Source organism: Pelagibius sp. CAU 1746 (assembly GCF_039839785.1).
In the GTDB taxonomy this organism is placed as follows: Bacteria; Pseudomonadota; Alphaproteobacteria; order Kiloniellales; family Kiloniellaceae; genus Pelagibius.
On sequence record NZ_JBDOQT010000001.1, the window covers coordinates 213,052 to 237,104 of the forward strand.

At 68.1% G+C, this 24,053-nt stretch carries 25 protein-coding genes; 3 read left to right on the top strand and 22 right to left on the bottom strand.

Annotated features, from left to right (window positions below; all coding sequences use genetic code 11):
- Positions 1-69: 69 nt before the first annotated feature.
- The 12 genes from AAFN88_RS00970 to AAFN88_RS01025 all read right to left on the bottom strand — a co-directional run bounded on the left by AAFN88_RS00970 (position 70) and on the right by AAFN88_RS01025 (position 12,045).
- The gene (locus AAFN88_RS00970; RefSeq protein WP_347517631.1) at positions 70-1,158 is read right to left on the bottom strand and encodes a mandelate racemase/muconate lactonizing enzyme family protein; all 1,089 of its coding nucleotides are present in this window, start codon (positions 1,156-1,158) and stop codon (positions 70-72) included.
- 137 nt (positions 1,159-1,295) lie between these two features.
- Positions 1,296-2,486 (bottom strand): NnrS family protein, encoded by a 1,191-nt coding sequence (locus AAFN88_RS00975; RefSeq protein ID WP_347517632.1) that lies wholly within the window; start codon positions 2,484-2,486, stop codon positions 1,296-1,298.
- Between the two features lie 38 nt (positions 2,487-2,524).
- Entirely contained in the window at positions 2,525-3,256 is a 732-nt protein-coding gene (locus AAFN88_RS00980) for a CbiX/SirB N-terminal domain-containing protein (protein ID WP_347517633.1), read from the bottom strand.
- Complete coding sequence (locus AAFN88_RS00985) at positions 3,240-4,808, bottom strand: cytochrome D1 domain-containing protein (protein WP_347517634.1); 1,569 nt, start codon at positions 4,806-4,808, stop codon at positions 3,240-3,242. Before AAFN88_RS00985 ends, AAFN88_RS00980 begins: the two co-directional genes overlap by 17 nt.
- Positions 4,783-5,991 (bottom strand): heme d1 biosynthesis radical SAM protein NirJ, encoded by a 1,209-nt coding sequence (nirJ, locus tag AAFN88_RS00990; RefSeq protein WP_347517635.1) that lies wholly within the window; start codon positions 5,989-5,991, stop codon positions 4,783-4,785. The genes AAFN88_RS00985 and nirJ overlap by 26 nt, the downstream gene beginning before the upstream one ends.
- Positions 5,991-6,482, bottom strand: coding sequence for an Lrp/AsnC family transcriptional regulator (locus AAFN88_RS00995; protein ID WP_347517636.1), 492 nt, complete (start codon positions 6,480-6,482; stop codon positions 5,991-5,993). Before AAFN88_RS00995 ends, nirJ begins: the two co-directional genes overlap by 1 nt.
- Positions 6,479-6,943: an Lrp/AsnC family transcriptional regulator gene (locus AAFN88_RS01000; protein ID WP_347517637.1), complete on the bottom strand. Its 465-nt coding sequence runs from the start codon at positions 6,941-6,943 to the stop codon at positions 6,479-6,481. The genes AAFN88_RS00995 and AAFN88_RS01000 overlap by 4 nt, the downstream gene beginning before the upstream one ends.
- On the bottom strand, positions 6,940-7,932 hold the full coding sequence (locus AAFN88_RS01005; RefSeq protein ID WP_347517638.1) for an AsnC family transcriptional regulator: 993 nt from the start codon (positions 7,930-7,932) through the stop codon (positions 6,940-6,942). Before AAFN88_RS01005 ends, AAFN88_RS01000 begins: the two co-directional genes overlap by 4 nt.
- A 3-nt stretch (positions 7,933-7,935) precedes the next feature.
- Positions 7,936-9,105, bottom strand: a complete 1,170-nt coding sequence (locus tag AAFN88_RS01010; RefSeq protein ID WP_347517639.1) for a cytochrome D1 domain-containing protein — start codon at positions 9,103-9,105, stop codon at positions 7,936-7,938.
- Positions 9,102-9,422 carry a cytochrome c gene (locus tag AAFN88_RS01015; RefSeq protein ID WP_347517640.1) on the bottom strand — a complete coding sequence of 107 codons (321 nt, stop codon included), beginning with the start codon at positions 9,420-9,422 and terminating at the stop codon, positions 9,102-9,104. The genes AAFN88_RS01010 and AAFN88_RS01015 overlap by 4 nt, the downstream gene beginning before the upstream one ends.
- The gene (gene cobA, locus AAFN88_RS01020; RefSeq protein ID WP_347517641.1) at positions 9,415-10,206 is read right to left on the bottom strand and encodes a uroporphyrinogen-III C-methyltransferase; all 792 of its coding nucleotides are present in this window, start codon (positions 10,204-10,206) and stop codon (positions 9,415-9,417) included. Before cobA ends, AAFN88_RS01015 begins: the two co-directional genes overlap by 8 nt.
- A gap of 84 nt (positions 10,207-10,290) precedes the next feature.
- Positions 10,291-12,045 carry a cytochrome D1 domain-containing protein gene (locus tag AAFN88_RS01025; RefSeq protein WP_347517642.1) on the bottom strand — a complete coding sequence of 585 codons (1,755 nt, stop codon included), beginning with the start codon at positions 12,043-12,045 and terminating at the stop codon, positions 10,291-10,293.
- A gap of 130 nt (positions 12,046-12,175) precedes the next feature.
- On the opposite strand from AAFN88_RS01025, the gene AAFN88_RS01030 reads away from it, so the two are divergent.
- The 3 genes from AAFN88_RS01030 to AAFN88_RS01040 all read left to right on the top strand — a co-directional run bounded on the left by AAFN88_RS01030 (position 12,176) and on the right by AAFN88_RS01040 (position 15,677).
- On the top strand, positions 12,176-14,236 hold the full coding sequence (locus tag AAFN88_RS01030) for a 4Fe-4S binding protein (protein WP_347517643.1): 2,061 nt from the start codon (positions 12,176-12,178) through the stop codon (positions 14,234-14,236).
- A gap of 82 nt (positions 14,237-14,318) precedes the next feature.
- Positions 14,319-15,266 carry an FAD:protein FMN transferase gene (locus AAFN88_RS01035; protein ID WP_347517644.1) on the top strand — a complete coding sequence of 316 codons (948 nt, stop codon included), beginning with the start codon at positions 14,319-14,321 and terminating at the stop codon, positions 15,264-15,266.
- 27 nt (positions 15,267-15,293) lie between these two features.
- Positions 15,294-15,677 carry a cytochrome c family protein gene (locus tag AAFN88_RS01040; protein ID WP_347517645.1) on the top strand — a complete coding sequence of 128 codons (384 nt, stop codon included), beginning with the start codon at positions 15,294-15,296 and terminating at the stop codon, positions 15,675-15,677.
- A 43-nt stretch (positions 15,678-15,720) separates the two neighbouring features.
- On the opposite strand, the gene AAFN88_RS01045 is transcribed toward AAFN88_RS01040, so the two are convergent.
- The 10 genes from AAFN88_RS01045 to AAFN88_RS01090 all read right to left on the bottom strand — a co-directional run bounded on the left by AAFN88_RS01045 (position 15,721) and on the right by AAFN88_RS01090 (position 23,920).
- Positions 15,721-16,296: a DUF4202 domain-containing protein gene (locus AAFN88_RS01045; RefSeq protein WP_347517646.1), complete on the bottom strand. Its 576-nt coding sequence runs from the start codon at positions 16,294-16,296 to the stop codon at positions 15,721-15,723.
- Entirely contained in the window at positions 16,293-17,000 is a 708-nt protein-coding gene (locus AAFN88_RS01050; RefSeq protein ID WP_347517647.1) for a Crp/Fnr family transcriptional regulator, read from the bottom strand. Before AAFN88_RS01050 ends, AAFN88_RS01045 begins: the two co-directional genes overlap by 4 nt.
- A gap of 168 nt (positions 17,001-17,168) precedes the next feature.
- Positions 17,169-17,576 carry a hemerythrin family protein gene (locus AAFN88_RS01055; RefSeq protein ID WP_347517648.1) on the bottom strand — a complete coding sequence of 136 codons (408 nt, stop codon included), beginning with the start codon at positions 17,574-17,576 and terminating at the stop codon, positions 17,169-17,171.
- 17 nt (positions 17,577-17,593) lie between these two features.
- Complete coding sequence (locus AAFN88_RS01060; protein ID WP_347517649.1) at positions 17,594-18,094, bottom strand: hypothetical protein; 501 nt, start codon at positions 18,092-18,094, stop codon at positions 17,594-17,596.
- On the bottom strand, positions 18,091-19,674 hold the full coding sequence (locus AAFN88_RS01065; protein ID WP_347517650.1) for a cytochrome b N-terminal domain-containing protein: 1,584 nt from the start codon (positions 19,672-19,674) through the stop codon (positions 18,091-18,093). The genes AAFN88_RS01060 and AAFN88_RS01065 overlap by 4 nt, the downstream gene beginning before the upstream one ends.
- Entirely contained in the window at positions 19,674-20,525 is an 852-nt protein-coding gene (locus AAFN88_RS01070; protein WP_347517651.1) for an SCO family protein, read from the bottom strand. The genes AAFN88_RS01065 and AAFN88_RS01070 overlap by 1 nt, the downstream gene beginning before the upstream one ends.
- Positions 20,513-21,394, bottom strand: coding sequence for a heme o synthase (gene cyoE / locus AAFN88_RS01075; protein ID WP_347517652.1), 882 nt, complete (start codon positions 21,392-21,394; stop codon positions 20,513-20,515). The genes AAFN88_RS01070 and cyoE overlap by 13 nt, the downstream gene beginning before the upstream one ends.
- Positions 21,395-21,413: 19 nt before the next feature.
- Positions 21,414-23,144, bottom strand: a complete 1,731-nt coding sequence (locus AAFN88_RS01080) for a cbb3-type cytochrome c oxidase subunit I (protein ID WP_347517653.1) — start codon at positions 23,142-23,144, stop codon at positions 21,414-21,416.
- Between the two features lie 11 nt (positions 23,145-23,155).
- Positions 23,156-23,710 carry a cytochrome C oxidase subunit II gene (locus AAFN88_RS01085; RefSeq protein ID WP_347517654.1) on the bottom strand — a complete coding sequence of 185 codons (555 nt, stop codon included), beginning with the start codon at positions 23,708-23,710 and terminating at the stop codon, positions 23,156-23,158.
- A 27-nt stretch (positions 23,711-23,737) separates the two neighbouring features.
- Complete coding sequence (locus tag AAFN88_RS01090; protein ID WP_347517655.1) at positions 23,738-23,920, bottom strand: hypothetical protein; 183 nt, start codon at positions 23,918-23,920, stop codon at positions 23,738-23,740.
- Positions 23,921-24,053: the final 133 nt, after the last annotated feature.

Genomic DNA, 24,053 nt, shown 5'->3' on the forward strand with positions numbered 1-24,053 from the left:
CGAGCGCCTCCAGGAGCGACCACAATGCAGCAGACGTCATTGCCGCACCAGCATCTTCCGCCGCCGCGCTCAGGCGCGGGGCGCCGCGAAGCGATGCCTCTGCAAGCAGCGCAACCGCAACCTTTGGCGATCGATCTCCGGCCACCAGCCGGCAGGGAGAACGATCTCGCCGGCCGTAAAGGGCAGCGGCTCGGCCAGCAGGCGGGCCTCCGGGCGGATCTTCAGAAAGCCGTTGAACTCGCCGGCCTTGCCGATCAGGCCGTCGGCGACGCGCGCCTCCATCCAGCAATCGATCTCGGCGCCCAGCCCGTCGCCCGCAACGGCGGCCAGCCCCTTGGCCTGGAGATAACCGATCGCCTGCTCCAAAGCGGCCAGGGAGCCGAAACGTTTCAGCTTCACCTTACAGAAACCGATACCCTCGATGGCGGCGGCGCGGTCAATGTCGGTCAGGGAGCGGATCGACTCATCCAGCATCAGCGGCACGCGCGACACGGCGGCCACTGCCGCGTTCGCTTGCCAATCCCCGGCGGCGCAAGGCTGCTCGAAGAGTTCCACGCCCTCCGGATCGATGGCGGCGGCGAAGCAGCAGCCCGCCGCGCGGCTGTAGGCTCCCTTGGCGTCGATGCGCAGCGTCGCCCGCCCGGCGAGTTCCTCCTGTATCCAGATCAGCCGCCTGATGTCCTCCGCCAGGTTCCTGCCGACCTCTATCTTGAAAGTGCGGAAGCCCTGCGCCAGCCGCTGCTCCACTTCCTCCGCGATGGCGCCGCGCCCGGTGGCGTCGAAAGCCGCGGGCAGCCGAAAGCGCCGCTCGCGCCTGTTGACCAGCCGTTCGGCGCCTTCGAGCATTTCGATGGCGGTGACCAGGGCCGTGGCCGCGGCCCTGCTTTCCCCGGCACGGGCGAGGATACGCTTCTTGGCCTGCCCCGTTTCCATCCCGGCCACCTGTTCGGCCAGGTCCCGCGCGAAGGCCCAGCCGCCCTCGCGCGTCTCGGCGCTGGAGCCCGGCAGGATATGCTGCTCGCCCCAGCCAACCGCTCCGTCCTCGTCGCGGACTTCCACCAGCAGCGGCTCCAGGCTTTCAAAGGTGCCGCAAGGCAAACAACAAGGCGCCGTCAAGGGCAGGTCGACGCGATGGAGAGTGACTTCACGCAGGCGCATTGCGATGCCCCCCTTGCAAGGCCGCGGTTCCGGCCGAGGCACCGCCGCCCGGGAGCGAACTTCTTGCCGGAGCGGGGCCTGCTTCGACTCGCCCCCTTGGCTGCTTGGTCCGCGGCTTGAGCCACGCCTCGCGGGCGTCAATCGGCGAGATGGATCCGGCCATAGCGGAAGGCAAAGAGCACGAAGGCGGCGATCCAGACAAGACCGGAGGCCCAGAGCAGGGACACATAGGCCGCATCGGCCAGAGGCGCGGCCGTCCGCAAAGCCGCCGAAGCCGCGACCCCCAGATAGATCGTCATGGTCCAGCGATCCGCCGTCAAGGCCCGGCCGCTGTGCCCAAGAGTCGCGCGGGTCATCACCGCGACGGTCATGCCGCCGATGGCTCCCGCGGTCAGCGCGTGGACCCCCGCGCTTGCCGGCAGAGCCCCGGGCAGCAGGACGCCCAGACCGAGCAAGCCGAAGCCCAGGGGCAGCCATGCAAATCCCAGATGCAGGCTCCAGACCAGCGGTTCCGCCAGCGTCGCCTGCCCCCGCCAGCGCGCCAGGCGAACCAGATTCATGATGCCGGCGGCGAGCAACGCTGCGCCGGTCAGCGGAAGGTCCGGCGAAAGAATCCACAGGCCGAGCCCCGCCGCGGTGATCAGCAGACAGAACCGGTCGACGCGCCCGAAGCCGGCGGGCAGCGCCGCCGCGCCCCGCGCCACGAGCCAGTTGCGGGTAAAGCCGGGAATGACCCGCCCGCCGATCAGGCTGATGAGCATCACCACCACGCCGATGCCCATCCGCTCGCCCGGGGGCCCCGTCTCCGCCAGACCGGCGGCCTGCAGGTGCGTCAGGAGGTTGGCGGCGAAGAGCAGAAGCAGCGCCAGCGGCATGGGCAGGTTGCGCCAGTTGCGCCCTGCCAGTATCTCTCGCAAGGCAACGGCAAGAAGCCCGGCCAAAAAGGCGAGGTCGATGGCGGCGGCGGCCAGCGGCCCGGTGAGCGCCGAGCCGGCGACGGCAAGGCGGCCGGCGATCCAGGCGCAGAACAGCAACGCCAGAGGCAGGCCCCGCAGCATCGGGCGTCCGGTCCAGTTGGGGATCGCGGTCAGGAGGAACCCGGCGATCACCGCGCCGGCGTAGCCGAAAATCATCTCATGAGCGTGCCAGGCGGTATAGCCGAAGGCGGTCGGCAGCGGAACGCTGCCCCAGAAGACGAAGAGCCACAACGCCACCGCCGCCGCGGCCCAGACGCCCGCGGCAAAGAAAAAGGCCCGGAACCCGGCGCGCAACAGCGCCGTTCCCGCTTCGGCAGAGGCGCTTGCGCCCGCTTCGTCTCCCTTCGACATGCCCCTTCCCCCGGCCGGTTCCGCCTCGCCGCGCGCCATCAGGCCGCGCGCCGTTTGGCCCGCGCCGCCAGCGCCGCGGCGACGATCGCCGCGACCCCGTCATGATGGCCGACGGCGTCGAGCTGCAGACCGTCGAAACCGGCGGCGGCGAGAGCCCGCGGGACGTCGTCCTCGACATGCCCGGCGCGCCCGGCGAAGAACGGCAGGCAGACCGCAGGGCCATCGATCCGCGCCGCCTCCTCAAGGTAGGGCGCCTGGTCGAGAAAGCCGGGCCGCACGGCGCGGAACACCCCCGCCCCGGCAATGACGCGCAGTGCCGCGGCAACCGCCTCGCGCGGGGCGGAGTCGCCCGGCGAGCCATGAGCGGCCAACAGCAGGGTGGTCCGCCCGGGAGACAGCCCGGCGGCCCGCGCGGCCTGCGAGGCATAGTCCAGGCAGAGCCGGTGCAGTGCCGGATCGAGGCCCAGCGGCCGCAGGGTCTCGAAGGGTTCGCCACAGACCCGGCCGACGCGCTGCGGCAGCTTCACTCGGACGAACCAGCCGTCCGACATGAAGACCGGAAAGATCAGCGGCGGCGCGGACGGCAGGGCGGCCAGCGCCGCCTCCAGCGCGCCGGGCGCGGCCAAGGTCGCGCCACCGACCGTGACGCCGGGCAGCAGAGATGCCACCCGTTGCGCCAGCGCCCCTATCGTCCGCTCCGGCCCGGCCGGCGCCGAGGGCGACCCATGGGCGACCAGCAGGGCGCTCCGCCGCTCAGTGGCTGGTGCCATCCGAGAAAGTGATCTTGTTCCAGACATTGTACTTCCCAGAGGGCTTGCGCATCGGCAGGCGTTTCACCTCTTCCAGCGTCGCGGCGTCATAGACGATGACCGCACCCTCGTCCTCCCAGACGCTGACCAAGGCGTGACGGCCGTCGCGGTCGAACTCAACGTGCGCGACGGTGGCGCCGGATACGGGGCGCAGCGTCCTCACGATCTTCAGGCTCTGCTTGTCGATGACGTGCATGACGTCGCGGTTGGGCCCGAAGAAGACGTCGGACCAGACGTAGGGCGAATTCTCGTGGCTGCGCAGAAAGAAGCCGGGGCCCAGCGTCTCGATGGTGTCGACCACACCCCAGCTTTCGATATCGATGACGGTCAGGCGCGGCTCCTTCAGGTGCGGAGTCGCCATGACCCGGTGCCCGTCACGCAGCCAGGAGATGCCGGAGCCCAAGTGCGGCAGGCCCGGCAAGGGCAGCTCGGCGATCTCGCGCCCCACCGTCAGGTTGACGACGACGCCGCGCGCGCCGTCGCGCGAGGCGCCGATGAGGTTGCGGTAGTCGGGCGTGAAGAAGAAGTCGTCGATGGGTTCCGACACCTCGATGCGGCGCAGGGCGAAGAGGCCCTCGGAGGTCGGCAGCGCCTCGACCATGCCCTTCTCGTAGCTGTGGACGTAGCCTTCGTAGACGGCAGCCGCCTTGGGATCGGTGGAGATCTCCCAAACCTCCGGTGCGTCCTTCAGGGCGAGGATGAAACTGTCGCGTTGCGGCGCCTGATAGACCGCCGAAACCCGCGAAGTCGTGCCGTCCTTGGCCGCCACGTCGAAGATCCGCTCGACCGCGAGGTCACGGGTCGAAAGGATCGTCAGAGTGCGCGGCAGGTAGTTGGCGACCGCCAGGTGCAGGCCGTCCTTTGAAATCGCGATGTTGCGGCTGTTGAGCCCGGCGCGCACCCGGCCGACTTCCGCCAGGCTCCAGAGGTCGTACTTCTGGACCCAGCCGTCGCGCGACATGATGAAGACGAAACGGCCGTCGGGCGTGAACTTGGGTCCGCCATGAACGGCAAAGGGCGTCGCAAAGCGGTCCATCACCGTGAAGCCATCGCCGTCCAGCACGCTGACGTGATGGTCGCCCGTCTCCACCACCAGGAAGAGGTTCAGGGGGTCGGCTTGGAAGACCGGGGCCTCGGCCGGCGAGTAATCCGGAACGAAGCTGCGGCTGGCCGCGATCTGTTCCGTCCTCCAGACAGGCACCTCGGCCAGCGGAACCCGCACGAAGGCGGCCAGGGCGGCGATCTCCTCCTCGGAGAGCTGGCCGGCGAAGGCCGGCATCTGCGTCGCGGCCCGGCCTTCGGCGATGGTCGAGGTGAGCTTGGCGCCGCGCAGGCGCGACAGCGACTCCGGGATCAAGGCCGGGCCGGTGCCGCCCAGCCGGTCGGCGCCGTGGCAAGCCGCGCAGTGTTCTTCATACAGCGCCGGGCCCGAAGGCTCGGCGGCCGCAGCAGCGGCCAATGCGCAGCCGAGAGCCGCTGCGAGCAGGCTAGAGGAAGCGATGCGCCGGATCATGGCTCTTCCCGCGGAAAGGTGTGACGGTCAGCCGCTGCTCGGACTCGACGCCGATCTCCGCGTCGGCCATGTAGCAGGCGGGATCCTCGGCCCAGGGATCGCCGGTGAGCTGCAGCGCCCGGATGCGGGTGTTGCCGCCGCAGACGTCCTGGTAGGCGCAGGCCCCGCAGCGCCCCTTGAGCGGGCGCGGACGCCGGCGGAGTTGCGCCAGCATGGGATCGCTTCCGGTCCACAGCTCGGAGAACTTGTGCTGCTTCACGTTGCCGATGGTGTAGTCCGACCAGTAGGTGTCGGGATGGACTCTGCCCTGCGGGTCGATATTGGCCACGCCGACGCCCGAGGAATTGCCGCCCCAGGCCGCCAGATGGGCGCGCAGGTGGGCGACCTTGTCGGCCGGGAACCGCCGCGCCGCCCACTGCAGGAAGTAGACGGCGTCGGCGTCGTTGTTGCCGGTCACGATCTCCAGCGGATCGCCGGCCTCGGCCGCCGTCCAGGCCCGCTCGATCAGCAGGTCCATGGCGTCGCGCGAGCGCCGCCAGCTCGCGTCGGCGCCGCGGTGCTTGTCGCCGCGGCCGGCATAGACCAGGTGCGAGAGATAGAACTTGTCGACCCCCTCGGCCTCGGTGAGGTCCAGCAGATCGGGCAGCTGGGCGCCATTGTCCTCGGTCAATGTGAAGCGCAGGCCGACCTTCACACCGCGTTCCTTGCAGGCGCGCACGCCGGCGAGGCCTTGCTCGAAGGCGCCCTCCTGGCCGCGGAACCAGTCGTTGGTGGCGCCGATGCCGTCGAGGCTGATGCCGACGTAGTCGAAACCGATCTCGGCGACGCGGTCGGCGGCTTCCCCGACGATGCGGGTGCCGTTGCTGGAAAGCGCCAGGTAGAGCTTCATCTCACGCGCCCGCGCCGCGATCTCGAAGAGATCCTTGCGGTCCAGCGGTTCGCCGCCGGAGAGGATCAGCGCCGGAATGCCGAAGGCGCCGAGATCTTCCAGCACGCCCATGGCCTGCTCATGGCTGAGCTCGCCCGGAAAGTCGACGTCGGCGGAGACGGAATAGCAGTGGCGGCAGCGCAGGTTGCAGCGCCGGGTCAGATTCCAGATCACCACCGGCTTGACCGCGCCCTTGCGGCGGCGCGGCGGCGTCGGCACCACGAGCTGGCGCATGTAGTGGGACAGACGGAACATCAGGCCTTCCCTTGCCGGCCGATCCTGAGGCCGGTCTTCTTGAGTATCCGGGTCGAATAGAGAATGTCGCTTTGCCGGCAGGCCGCGCCGAGCAGGGCGGCGATCCGTCCGCGCTTCTCCTCGACCTCCTCGCGGCTTCTGCCGTGGACCATGGCGAAGAGGTTGTAGGGCCACTGCGGCAGGGCGCGGGGCCGCAGGTAGCAGTGAGAGACGAAGTCGAGATTTCCGACCTCTGCGCCGAGCTCGCTGGCGGCGGGATCCTCGACGTCCCAGACCGACATGCCGTTGGCCACCATGCCCAGGGCATAGTGATTGGGCGCGATGCCGATACGGCGGACGACGCCGCGCGCCTGCAGGGCCGCCAGGCGGTCGATGACCTCGCGCTCCTCGAGCCCGAGCCCGGCCGCAACTTCGGCGTAGGGCGCCGGCGACAGCGGCAGGCCCGCCTGGGTCGCCTCGATGATCCGGCGTTCGGTCGCGTCGAGAGTCATGCCGTCACCCTGAATCCGATGAAGAACTCTTCCAGCTTGGGAAAGCGCAGCACCTCCAGGCCGGTGGCCTCCTCAATCGCCTGTGCCGCCGCCTCAATCTGCTCCGGCCGCTCCGTGGCCAGCACGAACCACATGTTGAGGGAATGCTGGCGTTCGTAGTTGTGGGCGACCTCGGCAAAGGCGTTGACCTGTTCGGCGACCGCATCGAAGCGATCCCGCGGCACCGCCATGGCGCAGAGGCAGAAGGCCCCTCCCATGGCGGCGGCATCGATGAAGGGGCCGAAGCGGGTGATCGCGCCGCGCCGGCGCAGGTTCCCCAGCCGCGAAATCAGCTCTTCCTCCCCCAGGCCCAGCCGCGCCGCGGCTTCGGCGAAGGGCCGCGGCGACAGGGGGAAGCCCTCCTGCAGGTCGTTGATGATGCGGCGGTCCACCGCGTCGGGGCGATAGAGCGGACGTGTCATGCCGCCGCTCCGGCCGAGGGCGCCACCATGGCGCCGGTCTGCTTGAAACAGCGCAGGCTGAAGAGCACCTCGTGCGGCACTCCGGCCAGGCCGGTCTCCTCGCAGGCGCGGTCGAGGACGGCGATGGCTTCCTGCCGCGAGCGCGCATGGATCATGCAGTAGAGGGTGTAGGGCCAAACCCGGCCGGCCGGGCGGCGCTGATAGCACAGCGTCACCCCCGGCACCGCAGCCAGCATCGGACCGATCCGTTCGGCCTCTTCGGGCGGCAGGTCCCACACCACCATGGCGTTGGAGCGCCAGCCGAGCGCCCGGTGACGCAAGATCACGCCGATGCGGGAGAGGACGCCCGCCGCCGCCAGCGCGGCAATGCGCGCCAGCACCTCTTCCTCCGGCCGGTCCAGGTCGCGCGCCAAGGCGGCGAAGGGGCAAGCCACGATGGGCAGGCCGCTGGACAGTCCCTGCATGATCTCCCTGTCGCCCGGCAGCAGCACGCCCGCGTCGACGTCCTCGCGCGCCGGCGGCAGGCGCCCCGGCCCGTCGAGCGCGAAGGCGAGGCTGATATTGAAGGGACGCACCAGCGGCAGATCCAGCACCTCCAGACCGGTGCGGCGATGAATGCGGGCCAGCGTCGACTCCACGTGGTCGCGGTCCGGCCCGGTCGCCACGAACCAAATGTTCCAGTCGTTCTCCCGCAGGTAGGAGTGGTTCACGCCCGGCTCCGCCCCGATGATCTCCGCGATCTCGTCGATGCGGAATTCCGGGGCCGCCACCGCCGCCAGCGTGCTGGCCCCGGCGGTATTGGGCCGGCAGGTCGCGCCGATGCGGCTGATCGCCCCCGCCTCCGAGAGCCGGCGCAAGCGACCCAGCACCTCCTCCTCCGGTATTTCCAGACGGCGCCCGATTTCGGCGAAGGGGCGCGGGATCAAGGGAAAGTCCCTCTGCCAGCCGTCAAGCAGCGCACGGTCGAGGGCGTCGAGTATCGGGCTCATGGCCTAAAGCCCTGTCCGATGGGCGCGCGCGGTGAAGAAGATGCCCGAAGGCGATTCGGCGGCGACCTCGCCCAGTTTCTCGAAACTGCGCGTGTCGTAGATGTCGATCCTGCCGGCGTCGCGCACCGAGACCCAGACCTCGTGCCCGCGTGGCGTGAACTCCATATGCAGAACCGCCGGTCCCGGGGTCAGCCGATGAATGACCTCGCCGGAGGGCGTGTCGATCACCTCCACGGTATCGTTGAGGGGATGGGCGAAGTTCACCCAGACCTGCTGCCCGTCCGGCCGCGCGACGGCGAAGACCGGCTGGCCGTGAACCTTGGTGCGGCCGACCTCCTTCAGGCTGCGCGAGTCGATCCAGAGCACCTCGTGCCGGCCGACCGCAGGCAGCACGAAGCGTTCGCCCGCCAGAGCCCAGCCTTCGAGATGCGGCATCTTGTATACCGGCAGGGGATCCTCGCCGCGGCCGTAGCCGGCGAGAATGCGCCGCGGGACCGGCGGCTGCTGCCAGAGATCGAGGGCCGTCAGACCGTCCTCGCCGAACAGCCCGGCGATGTAGCGCCGCCCATCGGCGGTGATGAGCGCGTCGTAGGGATTACGGCCGATCCCCTCGACGCGGGTAATTGCCGGCGGGGTCGTCGCCGCCTCACCGCCGGAAAAGTCGGCGATCCAGGTCTCGCCCGCATCCCAGAGGGTGAAGACGAAGCGCCGGCCGGGCGCATCCACCAGCCCGATGGTTTTCGAGCCGGTCGGGATATCCGCCACCATGTCCAAAGTGGCAGCGTCGAAAACCCGCACCCCGCCCGGTTCGTAGTTCGACACCGCGACCAGGCGGCCGTCGTCGGAGATCGCTCCGCCGATGGCATTGCCCGACTGCAGCACCCGGGCGGCCAAGCTCTGGGTCAGGATGTCGACCTTGCTGAGGCCGCCGTCGCGGCCGAAGACGTAGGCGTAGCGCTCGTCCGGCGAGAAAACGACGGAAGCGTGCGACAGGTCGCCCAGCCCTTCCACGCGGCCGATGGCCGCACGGTCCGATTGGTCGACGACGAGCAGCGATCCGCTCGCCCGCTCCACCACCACGCCCAGATCGCCGGTGGCGCGCAGCGTGTCGGCCTGCGCCGCCCAAGGCAGCAGCGCCGAAACCAGGCAAAGAGCGGCCGTTAAGCGGATCATCTGACGCCTCCATTCAGCAGGTAGTTGGCGATCCAACGTGCTTCCTCTTCACTGAGAAGAGGGCGCCAGGGCGGCATCGGCGTGCCCGGCACTCCGTCCAGGACGATGGCGGTCAAAGTTTCCACCGGCTTGCCCGCGAGGCTTTCCGGCCGCAGGTCCGAGCCGAGCCCGCCCTTCAGCGTCAGGCCGTGGCAGGAGCCGCAATCCTGCAGCACCAGGCGTTCCAGCTCCGCCGCCCGGCCGGGTGCGAGCTCCGCCGCCGTGGCCGGTCCCGCGGCGAGACCGAAGGCCAGCAGGAGCGGCAAGGCCTCACGCATAGGCCGCGCCCTTCCGCGGCCTGCTGGCGAGCAAGGTCACGATCGCCTCGGGGCGGCTGCGGTAGAGAGACACCACTTCGCCGATCACGAAGAGGACCGGCCCGCGCAGCGACGCCCGCGCCGCATCCCCGGCGATCTCTCCGAGGCTGGAAACCAGCCGCCGTTCGTGGGGTGTCGTCGCGCCGGCGACCGCCATGACCGGGTGCGCGGCGGGCAAGCCCTCGCCGAGCAGCCGCCCGGCGATCTCGGCAATGGCGCCGGCCCCCATGTAGACGACGAGGGTGGTCTGCGGGTCCGCGAGCCCCGCCCAGTCGAGGTCGAGCGGGCGATCCTCGCGGCAGTGTCCGGTGACGTAGCGGACGCCGCTTGCCAAGCCGCGGTGCGTCAAGGGGACCGCGGTCGCCGCCGCCGCGCCCTGGGCCGCGGTGATGCCCGGCACGATTTCGAAGGGAATGCCGGCAGCCCTCAGGGCCGCCGCCTCTTCGGAGCCGCGGCCGAAGACCATCGGGTCGCCGCCTTTCAGGCGCACGACCGTCAGACCCTCGGAGGCCAATTCGATCAGGATTTGATTGATCCGCTCCTGGGGCACCGGATGGGACTTCGGCGCCTTGCCCACCGGAACGAGACGCGCCAGCGGCGGCGACAGCTCCAGCACTTCCTCCGACACCAAGCGGTCGTAGACCACGGCCTGCGCCTGGCAGAGGATGCGCGCCGCCTTCAGAGTCAGCAGCTCCGGGTCGCCCGGCCCGGCGCCCACGAGAAACACCTGACCCGGCTTCCTCATCGCCTCCTCCCTACCTAGGTCCCATGACAACCGCCTTGAAGGGGGGCGGCCATGCCTGAATGGCCGCCCCTCCAGGGAGGCAGGTCAGTAGACGTCCCGCCGGGTATTGAAGACGTTGAACTTGCCGGTCGGCGTGACCAGCCGCGGGTCCTTGATGACGTGCTTCAATTCAAGCGTCTTGTCGTCGATGATGACGATCGCCGATTCCAGGTCGCGGGCGTTCCACACCGAGAACCAGATTTCGTCGCCATCCTTGTTGAACTCGCCCTGCACCACGCGGGGTTGGCCCTCGGCGATGCCGGCCCATTCCACGATCGGCAGAACGGTGTATTCCGGCTCTTCCTGGGTCAGGTCGTCGACGTTGAAGACCGCGATCGACCCCGAGACATCGGCCTCCGGATTGAGCGGCGCGTCGACGTAGAGGTGCTTGGAATTGGGGTGCGACTTGACGAACAGCGAGCCGCCGCCCAGGGCATAGAGCTGCTGCACCACCTTCCAGGCCTGGTCGGGATGCCCCTCCGGGTCCGTGCCGATCAGGGCGACCGTCTCGTCGCCCAGGTGGGAGGTCGCCCAGACCGGACCGTAGGTCGGATGCGCCAGGTTGGCGCCGCGCCCCGGGTGCGGCGTGGTGCCGCCGCTTTCCAGCAGTGCGGTCAGCGAGCCTTCCTTGGTATCGATGACGGCGATCTTGCCGCGCGCGTTGGCCGCCGTCAGGAAGTAGCGTTTGCTGGAGTCGAAGCCGCCGTCGTGCAGGAAGCGCTCGGCCTCGATCTCCGTCACCTGCAGGTTCCTGATGTCCGAGTAGTCGACCAGCAGAATCTTGCCGGTCTCCTTTACGTTCACGATGAACTCCGGCCGGTAGTGCGACGCCACGATCGCGGCGACACGCGGTTCGGGATGGAATTCCTGGGTGTCGTAGATCATACCGCGGGTCGAGACGATCTTCTGCGGCTCCAGCGTGTCGCCATCCATGATCACGTACTGCGGCGGCCAGTAGCTGCCCGCTATGGCGTACTTATCTTCCCAACCCTTCATCTTGGAGGTCTCGACCGAGCGCGCCTCGGCACCGACCTTGATCTGGGCCACCGTCGCCGGCGGGTCCATCCAGAGGTCGATCATATTGATCAGCGCGTCGCGGCCGATGACGTAGAGATAACGCCCGGAGGCGGAAATGCGCGAGATGTGAACCGCATAGCCGGTATCGATGACGGTATGGATTTTGTAGGTCGCACCGTCGATCAGGGCGATCTGGCCGGCGTCGCGCAGGGTGACCGAGAAGAGATTGTCGATGTCGATGTCGTTCATCTTCTTGGTCGGACGCTTGTCGGGCGCCACCACCACCTTCCAGGTCGCCCGCATCTCCGGCATTCCGAATTCCGGCGGCGAGGGAGGCTCGATCAGCAGGTAGCGCGCCATGACGTCGACCTGCTCATCGGTCAGCTCGCCGGAGGTGCCCCAGTTCGGCATGCCGGCGGGCGAGCCGTAGGTGATGAAATCGATCAGATGCTGGTAGCCGAGCCCGCGCGTGATGTCGGTGGTCAGCGGCTTGCCGGTCGCTCCCTTGCGCAGCACGCCGTGGCAGCCGGCGCAGCGCTCGAAGTAAATCGTCGAAGCTGCCTGAAACTCCGAAGGCGTGATCACCGGATCGCCGGGCTTGCGTCCCGGAATCTCCACGTTGATCTGTCCCAGCGTCGTCATGCTGGGTTCGTAAGCCGCGGCCGGCGAGTCGCCGTGCTCCTTCGGCTTGTCCTGCGCCAAGGCGGCAGAGGTTGAGAAGGCCAGCGGCAGCAGGACGCCGGCGAGAAGTGCTATTTTCCGCGTTTCGCAAGGGATGTGCATGCCCGTCTCTCCATTGCACCGGTGGGGCTGGGAGGAGAATAGGCAGGGGGTCTCCAACGCTGCCTTGACTTTCGTTAAGGCAGCGTGCGCCCTATCCCAGCAAATTTGCGGAACGGATGTGGAGTAACCGATGCGGCTGTTCCGGGCCTTCCTGGTGGCGTGCGTAGCCCTTGCCGTCCCCACCATGATCGTTGCGGCGCCGGCCGCCGCCGAACTGCCGTGGGCAGCTCCGCCGACGCAGGTGGAACCCGATCCGGCACTCGCGGCGCGCCTCTTCGGCAGCGATACGCCCCTGCGCCTGCTTCGCGAGGACGAAGGCGTTCCCGGCTGGTCGGTCAGCGCGCCCGAGGGCCCGGTTGGCTACATCGCCTCGACCTGGGAAATCTCCCGCTCGGTCGGCTATTCCGGGCGACCCATCGATATTCTGGTGGCGGTCACCGAGGCGGGCAAGATCGCCGGGGCGCAGTTGGTGCGCCACAACGAACCCATTCTGACGCTCGGCATCTCGACCGCGGACATCGCGCGTTACATCAGCAGCTTTTCCGGCATCGACCTGACCCGCCCGCCCGCCGAGACCGGCGGCGCGGCGGTGCCCGACGTGATCGCCCGGGCCACCGTATCCAGCGGCGTCATCCGGGATTCCATCCTGCGCACGGCGCGCACCGTCGCCCTGGCGCGCAGCGCGGCCGGCGGCGCCACGCTCGACCGCCTGCACTTCGCGCCGAAAACCTGGGACGAGCTGCAGGCGATGGGCGCCTTGACCCATACCACCGTCACCCTCAGCCAGGCCCGCGCCGCGCTCGGCGGCGCCAAGGTGCCGCCGCCGGAGGGCGAGGGCCCCTTCATCGATCTCTGGACGGCCCTACTCGATCCGCCGACGATCGGCCGCAACCTTCTGGGCCAACAGGCATTCTCGCGGGCGGTGGCCGGCCTCTCCGCGCAGGAAGCGGCGCTCTTCGTCGCGTCCAGCGGCCTGCAGTCGCACCGCGGCACGGCCTGGCGGCGCAGCGGCGTCTTCGAGCGGCTGCGCGTGGTCCAGGACGGCCGGAGCCTGGAAATACGGGCGGAAAACTACGTCCGCCTCGACGGCCTGGCCGCGGCGGGCGCGCCGGACTTCAAGGAACTGAGCCTGTTCCGCCTGCCCAGCGGCGCCTTCGACCCGACCCGGCCCTTCACCATCGAGGTGACCGCCACGCGCGAGACGGAGAGCGGCGAAGTCGCCTTGCGGGTTCCCCTCGACTACGCCCTGCCCGCAGCCTTCGTGCGAGCGGCCGCGCCGATGGCGGAGGTCGAACCCCTGTGGGTCAGCGCCTGGGAGCGCAAGCGCTTCGAGGTCGCCGGAGTCGGCGCGATGCTGACGGTGCTGGCGCTGATCCTGTTCCTGCAGCAGTCCTTCGTGCGGCGCCCCCGCCTCTGGCGCTGGGGCCGCATCGGCTTTCTGAGCGTGACACTGGTCTGGCTGGGCTGGATCGCCGGCGGCCAGCTCTCGGTGGTCCACGTCATCGCCTTCGTGCAATCGCTCCTGAGCGGCTTTCAGTGGGAAACCTTCCTGATCGAGCCGGTCGTCTTCATGCTCTGGAGCTTCGTCGCGCTGGGCTTGTTGTTCTGGGGCCGCGGCGTCTTCTGCGGCTGGCTCTGCCCCTTCGGGGCGCTGCAGGAACTGACCAACGAGATCGCCCAGCGCCTCTCGGTGCCTCAGATTCAGGTTCCGCAGGTGGTGCAGGAGCGTCTCTGGGTCATCAAATACACACTTTTCGTGGCAATTCTTGGCCTGTCGTTCTACTCAATGGAGCAAGCCCTCGTGCTGGCCGAGGTGGAGCCCTTCAAGACGGCGATGTCGATGCTCTTCGTGCGGGCCTGGCCTTTCGTGCTCTTCGTCGCGGCCATTCTTTTCGCCGGCCTGTTCATCGAGCGCTTTTACTGCCGCTATCTCTGCCCTCTGGGCGCGGCCTTGGCCATTCCGGCGAAGCTGAAGCTCTTCGACTGGCTGAACCGGCGCCCGCAATGCGGCCGCGAATGCAGGCTCTGCGAGAAACTCTGCACCGTCGGCGCCATCGATACGCTCGGTCGAATCAACCCGAACGAATGCGTGCTCTGCCTGCGTTGCCAAATGATCTATCATGACGCGAATAGCTGCACGATCCTGAAACGCCGCCTGGCACGCATGAACCCCGAAGTCCCCACTTCGTGACCAAGGCTGTCTTGACTATGGTCAAGGTGACAGTCAGCCTGAGCCGCCAGAGTTTCCACGCCAACAAGGACCGATCACCGCCGTGCCACCTGTGTCGAACCGAAGCCTGAGCCGGCGCCGCTTCCTGGCCATCTCGGCCGCTGCAGCAGCCTTGCCGGCCGCCGCGCGCGCCGCCCGGCCGGTCGCGCGCTGGCGCGGTGCGGCCTTGGGCGCCCAGGCCTCGATGACCCTCGTCGGGGTGCACGATGCCGAGGCGGGACAGGTCTTCGGCGCGGTCCAGGAGGAAATCGAGCGCATGGAAGGCCTCTTCAGCCTCTACCGCCCAGATTCCCTGCTGACCCGCTTGAACGCCGAGGGCCGGCTGACGGCGCCGCCCGAGGAGTTCCTCGAACTGCTCGAACTGTCGGGCCGGCTGCAGCGGGCAACCGGCGGCGCCTTCGACCCGACGATTCAGCCGCTGTGGCTGCTGCACGCCACCGCCGCGGCGGAGAACCGCCGCCCGGCGGCCGGCGATCTCGCCCAGGCCCGCGCCCGCTGCGGCTGGCAACATCTCGAGATTTCACCGGGCGCGCTGCGCTTCACCCGGCCGGGCATGGCCCTGACCTTCAACGGAATCGCCCAGGGATACGTGGCCGACCGCGTCGCGGCGCTGCTGCGCAGTTTCGGACTGCGGGACGTGCTGGTCGACATGGGCGAGATCGCGGCGCGGGGCCGGCGGCCGGACGGCAGTCCCTGGCGGGCCGGCATCAGCTTGCCCGGAGGCCGCATCGTCCGCGAGGTACGCCTGAGCGAACGCTGCCTGGCCACCTCCGCGCCGCTCGGTACCTTCCTCGACCCTGCGGGGCGCATCGGACACATTCTCGATCCGCGCAGCGGCGAACCCGGAGGGCGCTGGCGGCTGGTCGCCGTCTCCGCGGAGCGGGCCGCGCTCGCCGACGGTCTGTCGACCGCCTGCTGCCTGCTTTCCCGGGAAGCCATCGCCGCGGCGCTGGCCGCGCAGCCCGGCAGCTCACTCGAAGCTCTTCACTAATCGGACTCAATTCAAGGAGAACATACTATGCGGAGACTGAAGATTACCGTCCTTGCCACCGCCCTCGCCTGTTTCGCCACTCCGGCCCTGGCCGACGGCGACGCGGAGAAGGGCGAAAAAGTCTTCAGGAAGTGCAAGGCCTGCCATGCGGTCGGCGAAGACGCCAAGAACAAGGTCGGCCCGCAGCTCAACGGCATCGTCGGCGCGACCGTCGGCATGGTCGAGGATTTCAAGTATTCCGACGCCTTCAAGGAGAAGTCGGCCGAGGGCATGGTGTGGTCCGAAGACAACCTCGATGCCTATCTGAAGAAGCCCAAGGACCTGATCCCCGGCACCAAGATGACCTTCGCCGGCCTGCGCAAGGACGACGAGCGCGAGGACGTCATCGCCTATCTCAAGCAGTTCGAATAGGGGTCACTCGAAAAGGACGTAGAGGGCACCGCCGGCGCGGGGGCTAGACGGCCAGCGCCCGGGCCAGGTGGTCGGACAGATCGAACTCGGCCGCGACCCGGGCGCGGCCCTCTGCGGACATCTTGCGGGCGGTCTTGGTGACGATCCCGGCAATCTGTCCGGCGTCGCGCCCTTCGGCGAAGTCCGCGAAGTACCAGCGCAGAAAGACGAGGCAGATGACATCTTCCAGCATCTGCACCTCCGCGTCTTGCTTCAGCCTTTCCTTACGCAGCATCGCGGCGACCCGCCGGCAGTCGTCCGCCGCATAGCCGGCCTGCGCCATCAGCCCGGCCACCCGCTCGGCATGAAAGGCCGCCTGGGCCTTGCGCCAGGCGAGATAGCCGACGCGGCCCTCGGGATGCGAAGCGCGCGGCATCTTCCAACGCTCGATATGCTGGCCACGGGCAGCGATCTGCAGCAGCTCCGACGCCTGCGGACAGACCCGCGACAGCTCCGACGACATGCGTTGCCCGTAAAGCAAGGCGGCAGGCCCCTTCTGCGCGCCCTCGCCTTCCGCCGTCGGGTCGGCCGCGTTGGCGGCGTCGATCGCGGAGAGCACCGCTTCCAGGCGCGCGCTCACTGGGCGCGGCTCCAAGCCATTGCAGGGTCCTCGACCACATAGGCGCGCAGCGCCGCCACGTCTGCGATGGCCGCGTGATTCTGGTTGACGGTGACCCCGACCTCCTTCAAGCGCGCAAAGGAGCGGGAGAGGCTCTCGGGCTTCATGCCCAGGCGGCCCGCGATCAGCACCTTGTCATAAGGCAAGGTAACGGCGCAGCCGCCTTCCTCGACGGGACAGAGCTCGAGCAGGAACTCGGCCACCCGCTGAGCGCCGGTGTGCGCCTTCAACTGCTCGACCTGGGCCACGAGAGCATGCAGGTGCTGGAAGGTCGAGGCGAGCATCGCCGTGCAAAGTTCCGGATGAGGCTTCATGAGCTCCAGGATCAAGCCGGCATTCACCGGCATGGCCCGGCAGTCCGTTACAGCCTCGGCGCCGACCGGATAGACGTCGTGCCGAAAGGCCGCGGCCTCCCCGAAACTCTGGCCCTTGGTGAAGACGCCGACCACGGCCTCCGCACCGTTCTGCGAAATACGAAAGAGCTTCACCCAGCCTTCGAGCACGATATAGACGTGCTCCGCGGGCTCGCCCTGCAAGAAGATCGTCGCGCCCCGTGCGAAGGTGCGGATCTCGGTCTGGGAAAGAATGGTGTCAAGGAGCTGGTCGGGCACACTGGCCAGAAGCATCGACTCCTTGGCGATACGCCAGTCCTCGTTAGGTCGCATGGCCTATCCCCCTCGTTCTCGCGGCAAGAGGTACCCCGTTTATTGCGCCGCGGCATTGAGGTGAATCAACACCAGTCAAGCGTGCTCGGCAAGGCGCGACATTCAACCAGTTGGATTCGCTCGAAGAATTCGTGAAAGGCGAAGAGGCAGGCCCGGCAGAGGGAACCTCTAGGCCTGCGGATGCGGGCCCAGGGCGCGGTGAAGCCGCGAATCGTGGACCCGGAAGTGCTCGGAAAACCAGGCCTCCAGCGTGGCCACGAGGCGGTCGATCGAAGCCTCGGGCGTGACCGCCGCGTCATCCATGAGATCGCGCAGGGCGTCCAGCAGCCGTTCGTGGTCGGCCTTGTGCTCTGAAAACGCGTCGTAGCGCGCCTCGCGCATCTGCCGCTCCTCCAACGCGAAGTGCGCCGAGATGGCGCGCAGCAGGTCGCCGAAGCCGCGCTCGACGTCGGCCTCCGGACGGCGCTCCAGGATCGCGCCGGCCGTGCGGTTCACCAGGTCGATGAGCTGGCGGTGCTCATGGTCCACCGCCGGATCGCCGACACTGTACTCGGGCTTCCATTCGATCGGAGCCATGGCGGCCTCCCGTCGGCTCACTTGAACACAAAGCCGCCCGTTTCCGGGCGGAAATCGATGACGAAACTCTGGGCCGGAGCCAGCGTCACCTGCGTCGCGGCGGCGTAGTCGAAGTCTTTCGTTGCCGGGTTGTCGCGCAAGCGCACGGCGATGTCGTGCCGCCCCGCCGGCAAGGGGAAGCGCCGGTAGATGCGCGAGGGGCCGCTGCCGGCGATACCGCGCGCCGGCAGTTCCTCGGCCAGAACCGTGGCGCCGTCGATGTCCAGTTCGACGTAGACCGGCGGCCGGCGGCGGTCGCAGACCTTGGAGAGACGCATGTTGGGCGGCAGCTCCGCCAGCTCCTCCGGCGTCCGATCGCGGCAGTTACGCTCGCCGCTGTGGGTGAAGCTGACCCGCAGCAAGGCCGTCCCGGCGGGAAGGCTCTGCCAAGCGGGCGCCGCCGAGAGCACGGCGACGCCGAGCGACAACGCCAGCATGGTCATTCCCCCCAGCAGCAGATGATGCAAACGGCCCTTCATTCGGCGAACTCCCGCTGGCTGCCTGCCGCACTTCTCGCCGCCTCGTCCCGGCTCAGCGGACGCACCTTGTCATAGGACGGCTGCTCGGCGAGTTGCGCGGCGAAGGCGGCGGCCTCCCGCCGCAGCCTGGCCCCTTCGCTGGGCCCGGCCCAAATCACTTGCAGGCGTTCGCGCGGCACCCGCTCGCGCAGGAAGGGGTCGCGCTGGCGGGCGATGCGCTGGCGCATCCATTCGCCGCCCAAGCGGTTCCAGCATTCGCGTTCCGCGCAGCCGGCGATACATACGCCGTCGGCGAGACCGCGGCTGACAATGAAATCCAGCAGCGAGGGCGGCGCCATGGCGACGCAAGGCAGGACGATGCGGCCTGCCTCGGGCCGTCCGCCGGCGCCGTGGGCGCAGGCCAGGGTGAGAACGCGTCCCGGCCCCGACAGGCCGGCCGCCGCCTCGATCGCCTGCGCGCGCAGCTCGGCCAGGGAAAACGCCGGAAGGTCGATGCCTGTGATCAGGTCGCCCGAGCGGCGGAACGGAGTCGAGGAAGGACAGGCCCCCATGCAGATGCCGCAGGCCACGCAGCGCTCCGCATTGACTTCCACCTCCAGCGGAAAGGGCGCGCCGTCGCTGCGCGGCACCAGGGTAATCGCCGAGTAGGGACAGTCGGCGACGCATCGTGCGCAGCCGTTGCAGTGATCCAGTGTCACCGCGGCAGCCGGCGCCTCGCGACGCGGAGGCAACCATGGCAGGCCGACCAGCACCAGAGTGAAAATCAGGGCCCCGGTCCAGATGACGCCCGCCGGCACCAATTCTATGACCGGATAGAGGCCGAGCAGGAACCAGTCGATGCCGACGCGGGCGGGCACCGTCGCCAGGTCGGCGGGCGCCTGGGACGTCGCCGGCACCATAAACGACGCCGCGACGAGCGCGCCCAAGGTCAGCACGGAGAGACCGCGCGGCGGCTTGGTGCGGGCCTGGCTGATGCGCTGGATATGGATCCACATGACGAGCAGAAGCAGCAGCGGAATGGCGATGTGCAGGAACACCATCAGCGTGAAGAAGCGGCTGGAGAGGCTGTCCGGCGTCAGGAAATTGCGCGCGATGGGCTCGGCGAAGACCGGCAGGGCATCCAGCAGTTCGGTGGTTGTCAGGGCCACGTACTGCGCCAACTCGTCCCACACCAGCCAATAGCCGGTAATGCCCGAAAGATAGACGAACCACAGCACCGGCACACCGGTGATCCAGGAAAACCAGCGCCGCCCCCGATAGCGGTCGAAAACGAACTCGCGCAGCAGGTGGAGCAGCATTACCACGACCATGAGGTCCGAGGCGTAGCGGTGCAGGCTGCGGGCGACCCCGGCATGGAACCAGTGGTCTTCGGTCAGCCATTGCACCGAAGTATAGGCATCCACCACGCCGGTATCGAAGAAAATGAAGAGATAGATCCCCGTGCCCGCGACGATCCAGAACAGGAACCATCCCAACGACCCGAGGCTGGACAGCGGATTCCAATCGGGCCCGAACAACCGGTCGAGGCCGCGTTCGACCCGGTCGAAGCCGCGGCGCAGCGCGAAACGAAGTCCCGCCATTATGTCGCGCGCCCCGACTTGGCGAAGCGGCGATTGCCCAGCCAGAGGCGCAGGATAACGATGCCGGTGATCAGTAGCGACAGACCGCCGAAGAAGATGCCGAAAAAGATACCGTAGTCGAAGCGGTAGGCCCCGGTCAGCGGATTGTAGACCGTGCAGAGGAAGGCGACCCGGTCCCAGAGGTCGTCCGGTGCCAGGGACCGGGTGACTCTGCCCAGCACCAGGTCTTTCAAAGGTTCCATGAGCACCGGCAGCGGGAAGGTCTCGCCATAGACCTGCCGGTAGACCCGTCCCTCGGCGTCCAGGATCGAGGTTTGGGTCACGTGATCGAAGCCGCCGGCCGCCGCCCGCCAGCTAAAGCCCAGCTCCGCCAGCAGCTCTTCCGTCGTATCGCTGTCGGCGCTGGCAAGGTGCCAGTCTTCGATGCCCTCCAGGCGGTGGGTGTTGGCGAAGGCGGCGAGCTGCGCCGGACGGTCCCGGCCGGCATCGAAGCCAAAGGTCAGAACCGCAAAGCTCCGCGGCCCCAGCGCCCGGCGCGCTTCGACGACGGCATCGCGCAGATGGTCGGTGGTGATCGGGCAGACCGTACTGCAGCTCGTGAAGACCAGGGAGATCACGAGAGGCCGCCCGCGCAGCTCCGCCAGTGCCAGAGGCAAGCCATCTTGGTCGGTCAGCACATGCTCCCCGACGCTGCCGCCAATCGCGGCCTGGCTGCGCTCGTAAGCGGCGCGCGCGTCCAGCTTGGGCTCGGCCGCGGGCGCCGGGGCCGCAGCGGCGAGGAACCAGACAGTCCCCGCCGCCGCCGCCAGCAAGACGCCCCCTCTCGACCGTCCCCCGTTCAGAAGGCCCATCGGACGCCCTCGTCCAGGATCACACCTAGAGCGAGCAGGGCAAACTGCAGCAGCGAGGCGCGGAAGGTCGCCATCGCCAGGTGGCGGTCCGGCCGGCGCATCAGACGCCAGCTCGCCCGCAGGAAAGGCAGCCCGCCGGCCGCGGCGAAGAGCCCGTAGACCGGCCCCATGCCGAGCAAGAGCGGCAGGAAGGACAAGGCCACCAGCGCCGCCACATGGCTGAAGATGGTCGGCCCCCAGAACCCCGGCTCGGTGACCACCGGCAGCATCGGCACCCGGGCGTCGCGGTAATCTTCGCTCCGGGCGGCCGCGAGACTCCAGAAATGCGGCGGGGTCCAGAGGAAGAGAACGGTCGCCAGAACCACCGGTATCGGGCCGATCACCGGCTCCGTCGGCGCCGCCGCCGCAGCGGCTCCGGCGAGCACGGCGAAACTGCCCGCGGCCCCGCCGATCACCACGTTCCACACGGTGCGCTTCTTCAGCCACACGGTGTAGACGAGGCCGTAGGTCGCGGCGCCCGAGAACACCAGAACGCTGGCCAGGGTACCGCCCACCGAGTAGGCCATGAGCAGCGAGGCGGCCAGCAGAGCGGTGAAGGTGACCGGCCAGATCGCCCCCGCCTTCAGCGTTCCCTTGGCGAAGGGGCGGTTGCGGGTGCGCCTCATGAAGCGGTCGCTGTCGCGCTCGAGGTACTGGTTGAAGGCTCCCGCCGCGCCGGAGGCTCCCAGCACCGCGACGGCGAAGACCATGGCCTCCAGCGGACCCAAGGCCGGGCCGCCGGTCAGGATTCCGATCAGCGCCGCCAGGGCCACGAAAGAACCGATCCGCAGTTTGAGGATCGAAACGGTCATCCTGAGCGCAACGATCATGGCAGGGCTCTCCCTTGTCTCAGTGGAACAGCCAAAGCTCGGACAGATACTTCCAGTTCACGAAGTAGTAGAGCACGAAGGCGGTGAAGAAGATGGCGACGAGGATGATCGTGCCAGGCAGCTTCAACGTGCCTTCACTGCCGTACTGCGATACCGCTTCGCGTCCCTTGTCGTGCAGCGGGAAGACGAGCTTGGCCCCCGGACGGTCGAGCCGCGGCCCCGCGAGGATCGAAGCGACGACCACAACGATGAAGATGATTCCGCCGACGGCGGCCAGGATCGCCGAGATTCCGTTCAGCCCCATCATCAGATAGGCCCCCGGCGCGAATTCGAAGGCATGGGCCGCGTCGGTCAGGGCCATGTCCCAATGGCGGCGCGCGACGCCCAGCGTTCCCGCCCCCATCATGAAGAGCGAAATACCGCCGGCGCCGAGACCGAAGAGGTAGGGCTGCCAGCGCGCCAGCCCCGGCCATATGATGTCGCGCTGAAAGATCAGGGGCACCACCAGATAGGTCATCGCCATGAAGGCCAGCGTCGTGCCGGCGACCACCGTGCCGTGGAAATGTCCGGGGACGTAGATGGTGTTGTGCATCAGCACGTTGAGCTGTTCGGTGCCCAGCACGACACCGGAGATTCCGCCGATGAAGCCGAACATCACCAGCGAGAGGAACATGCCGGAAAAGGCCGGATTGCCCCAGGGCGCCTTGGTCAGCCATTCGAAGGCGCCGCGCGTGAAGCCGTTGCGGCGCTGCGCCGCCTCGATCGATCCGGGCACCGTCAGGCCGTGGACCATTGATCCCATGACCGCCAGATACATCATGTAGCTGGTGTTGACGATCTTCCATGTGGAGCTCATGCCCGGCTCGGCCAGCAGATGGTGGGCGGAGGCGAGCTGCAGGAAGAGAATGTACATGAAGAAGGCCATGCGGCTGACCTTCTCCGACAGCGGCCGCGCGCCGACGACCAGGGCGCCGATGGCGTACCAGATGGCAACATGAGCCGAGACGTTGATCTGCTGCGAAGAGTGCCCCATGCCCCACCACACGACCTTGTACATCAGCGAATCGATCTCGGAGACCAGACCGACCGACCACAGCCAGGTGGGGATCAGGATGATGGCGCCCGAGGCCAGGGTGAAGACCGCGATGATGCCGGCCGTGATCGCGCCGAAGGTGACCAGCGGCACCGAACCGTCATAGGTCCGCTCGGCCTTCGCCACCACCAAGGTTCCGAAGAACACCATGACGCCGATCAGCGCCCCCACCGCGAAGATGATCAGCGATAGATAGAACCACTGCGATGCCATCATCGGCGGATAGGAGGTGAACATGACGGAGGAGTCGCCGCGCAGCACCGCGTAGTTCGCCATGACCGCGCCGACGATCATCAAGATGAAGGAAAGCCAGGCGAAACGCGGCGTGGCGAGCCGCGCCCCCAGCAGCACGGCGGAAGCGAAGTAGAGCACCGCGATCTCGAAGAAGATGATCCAGAACAGCAGCACGTTGGCGCCGTGTCCGGTCAGCACGAGATAGAAGAGTTCCGCCGGCAGCAGTTGGACCGCCGGCCAGCGCGTCAGGGCCACCAGAAGGCCCATCAGCCCGCCCAGCGCCAGGAAGACCACCGCCGCCACCGCGTTCACGCGGATCAGCAGTTCTGCGTTACGTTCGACCCTCAGGCCCGTGAAGCGGCAGGTGCGATAATTGGCTTCAACGCCGGGGGCCGCGAAGGCGCCTTCTTCAATCGTGGTCATGCCCTTACCCCTTACTCGACGACGCGGATGCGCCCTGTCATCGTGTGATGACCGATGCCGCAGAATTCGTTGCAGATGATGCCGAAGACGCCGCTGTCAGTCGGCGTCAGCGTCAAGACGTGCTCGTAGCCCGGATGGACCGAGATATTGATGTTGGTCGGCTGCAGGGAGAAGCCGTGCTGCCAGTCCGCCGACGACAGGTGAATGCGGTAGCTCTGTCCCTTCTGCAGCTCCAGAATCGGCCAGAACTCCCACAGGCGGGCAACGATGTAGGCATCGCCGCCGGCCGGCGGGCGCACCACCGGCACACCCTCTTCCTCCAGCGGCTGGCCGTCCGCTCCGACGGCCTGATACTCCTCGGCAAAGGCTTCAACCTTCTCCACATAACTTTCCGGCCGGATACGGTAGGTCTCGGTCGAGAGGTTCTGCTCGCCGATGAAATGCCAGGCGATCATGAAGAAGAACATGAAGAGGCCCCAGAGGAAGGCGATGATGATCCAGCCCAGCTCGGTGCCGTGGATCGGTTCCTTCCACCAGAGGCGGTTTGTCGGTGGGGTAACGGCCATGATGCTGCCTCGCGAAAAGAAATGCCGCTAGTTGGCTATGGGGACGGAAGCCACCTCCATCACGCCCCAGACGATGTAGAGGACAGCGGGGATCGTGACGCCGAGGAAGAGCAGGAGGAAAGGGTTGTCGAGAACGCGTTGCATGACCGGCACCGGCTCCTGTTTCGCCGTCTCGCCGCCACCCGTTTCCGCTGTGTCGCTGTCGTTCATTCTCATCCCCCCTCAGGATCAGTGTCAGGACAGCCGCCCCCTCCGGCGAAGCGGCCGCCACGCAGCAGGCACAGGCCGCGGCGGCTACACCCGCGTCAGCGGGCGTCACGACGGGCGCCTGCAGGAGTCCGGC

Coding starts and splice junctions, on each gene's coding strand:
- AAFN88_RS00970 (WP_347517631.1), bottom strand. CDS start 1,158: ATGCGCCTGCGTGAAGTCACTCTCCATCGCGTCGACCTGCCCTTGACG.
- AAFN88_RS00975 (WP_347517632.1), bottom strand. CDS start 2,486: ATGTCGAAGGGAGACGAAGCGGGCGCAAGCGCCTCTGCCGAAGCGGGA.
- AAFN88_RS00980 (WP_347517633.1), bottom strand. CDS start 3,256: ATGGCACCAGCCACTGAGCGGCGGAGCGCCCTGCTGGTCGCCCATGGG.
- AAFN88_RS00985 (WP_347517634.1), bottom strand. CDS start 4,808: ATGATCCGGCGCATCGCTTCCTCTAGCCTGCTCGCAGCGGCTCTCGGC.
- nirJ (WP_347517635.1), bottom strand. CDS start 5,991: ATGTTCCGTCTGTCCCACTACATGCGCCAGCTCGTGGTGCCGACGCCG.
- AAFN88_RS00995 (WP_347517636.1), bottom strand. CDS start 6,482: ATGACTCTCGACGCGACCGAACGCCGGATCATCGAGGCGACCCAGGCG.
- AAFN88_RS01000 (WP_347517637.1), bottom strand. CDS start 6,943: ATGACACGTCCGCTCTATCGCCCCGACGCGGTGGACCGCCGCATCATC.
- AAFN88_RS01005 (WP_347517638.1), bottom strand. CDS start 7,932: ATGAGCCCGATACTCGACGCCCTCGACCGTGCGCTGCTTGACGGCTGG.
- AAFN88_RS01010 (WP_347517639.1), bottom strand. CDS start 9,105: ATGATCCGCTTAACGGCCGCTCTTTGCCTGGTTTCGGCGCTGCTGCCT.
- AAFN88_RS01015 (WP_347517640.1), bottom strand. CDS start 9,422: ATGCGTGAGGCCTTGCCGCTCCTGCTGGCCTTCGGTCTCGCCGCGGGA.
- cobA (WP_347517641.1), bottom strand. CDS start 10,206: ATGAGGAAGCCGGGTCAGGTGTTTCTCGTGGGCGCCGGGCCGGGCGAC.
- AAFN88_RS01025 (WP_347517642.1), bottom strand. CDS start 12,045: ATGCACATCCCTTGCGAAACGCGGAAAATAGCACTTCTCGCCGGCGTC.
- AAFN88_RS01030 (WP_347517643.1), top strand. CDS start 12,176: ATGCGGCTGTTCCGGGCCTTCCTGGTGGCGTGCGTAGCCCTTGCCGTC.
- AAFN88_RS01040 (WP_347517645.1), top strand. CDS start 15,294: ATGCGGAGACTGAAGATTACCGTCCTTGCCACCGCCCTCGCCTGTTTC.
- AAFN88_RS01050 (WP_347517647.1), bottom strand. CDS start 17,000: ATGCGACCTAACGAGGACTGGCGTATCGCCAAGGAGTCGATGCTTCTG.
- AAFN88_RS01055 (WP_347517648.1), bottom strand. CDS start 17,576: ATGGCTCCGATCGAATGGAAGCCCGAGTACAGTGTCGGCGATCCGGCG.
- AAFN88_RS01060 (WP_347517649.1), bottom strand. CDS start 18,094: ATGAAGGGCCGTTTGCATCATCTGCTGCTGGGGGGAATGACCATGCTG.
- AAFN88_RS01065 (WP_347517650.1), bottom strand. CDS start 19,674: ATGGCGGGACTTCGTTTCGCGCTGCGCCGCGGCTTCGACCGGGTCGAA.
- AAFN88_RS01070 (WP_347517651.1), bottom strand. CDS start 20,525: ATGGGCCTTCTGAACGGGGGACGGTCGAGAGGGGGCGTCTTGCTGGCG.
- cyoE (WP_347517652.1), bottom strand. CDS start 21,394: ATGATCGTTGCGCTCAGGATGACCGTTTCGATCCTCAAACTGCGGATC.
- AAFN88_RS01080 (WP_347517653.1), bottom strand. CDS start 23,144: ATGACCACGATTGAAGAAGGCGCCTTCGCGGCCCCCGGCGTTGAAGCC.
- AAFN88_RS01085 (WP_347517654.1), bottom strand. CDS start 23,710: ATGGCCGTTACCCCACCGACAAACCGCCTCTGGTGGAAGGAACCGATC.
- AAFN88_RS01090 (WP_347517655.1), bottom strand. CDS start 23,920: ATGAACGACAGCGACACAGCGGAAACGGGTGGCGGCGAGACGGCGAAA.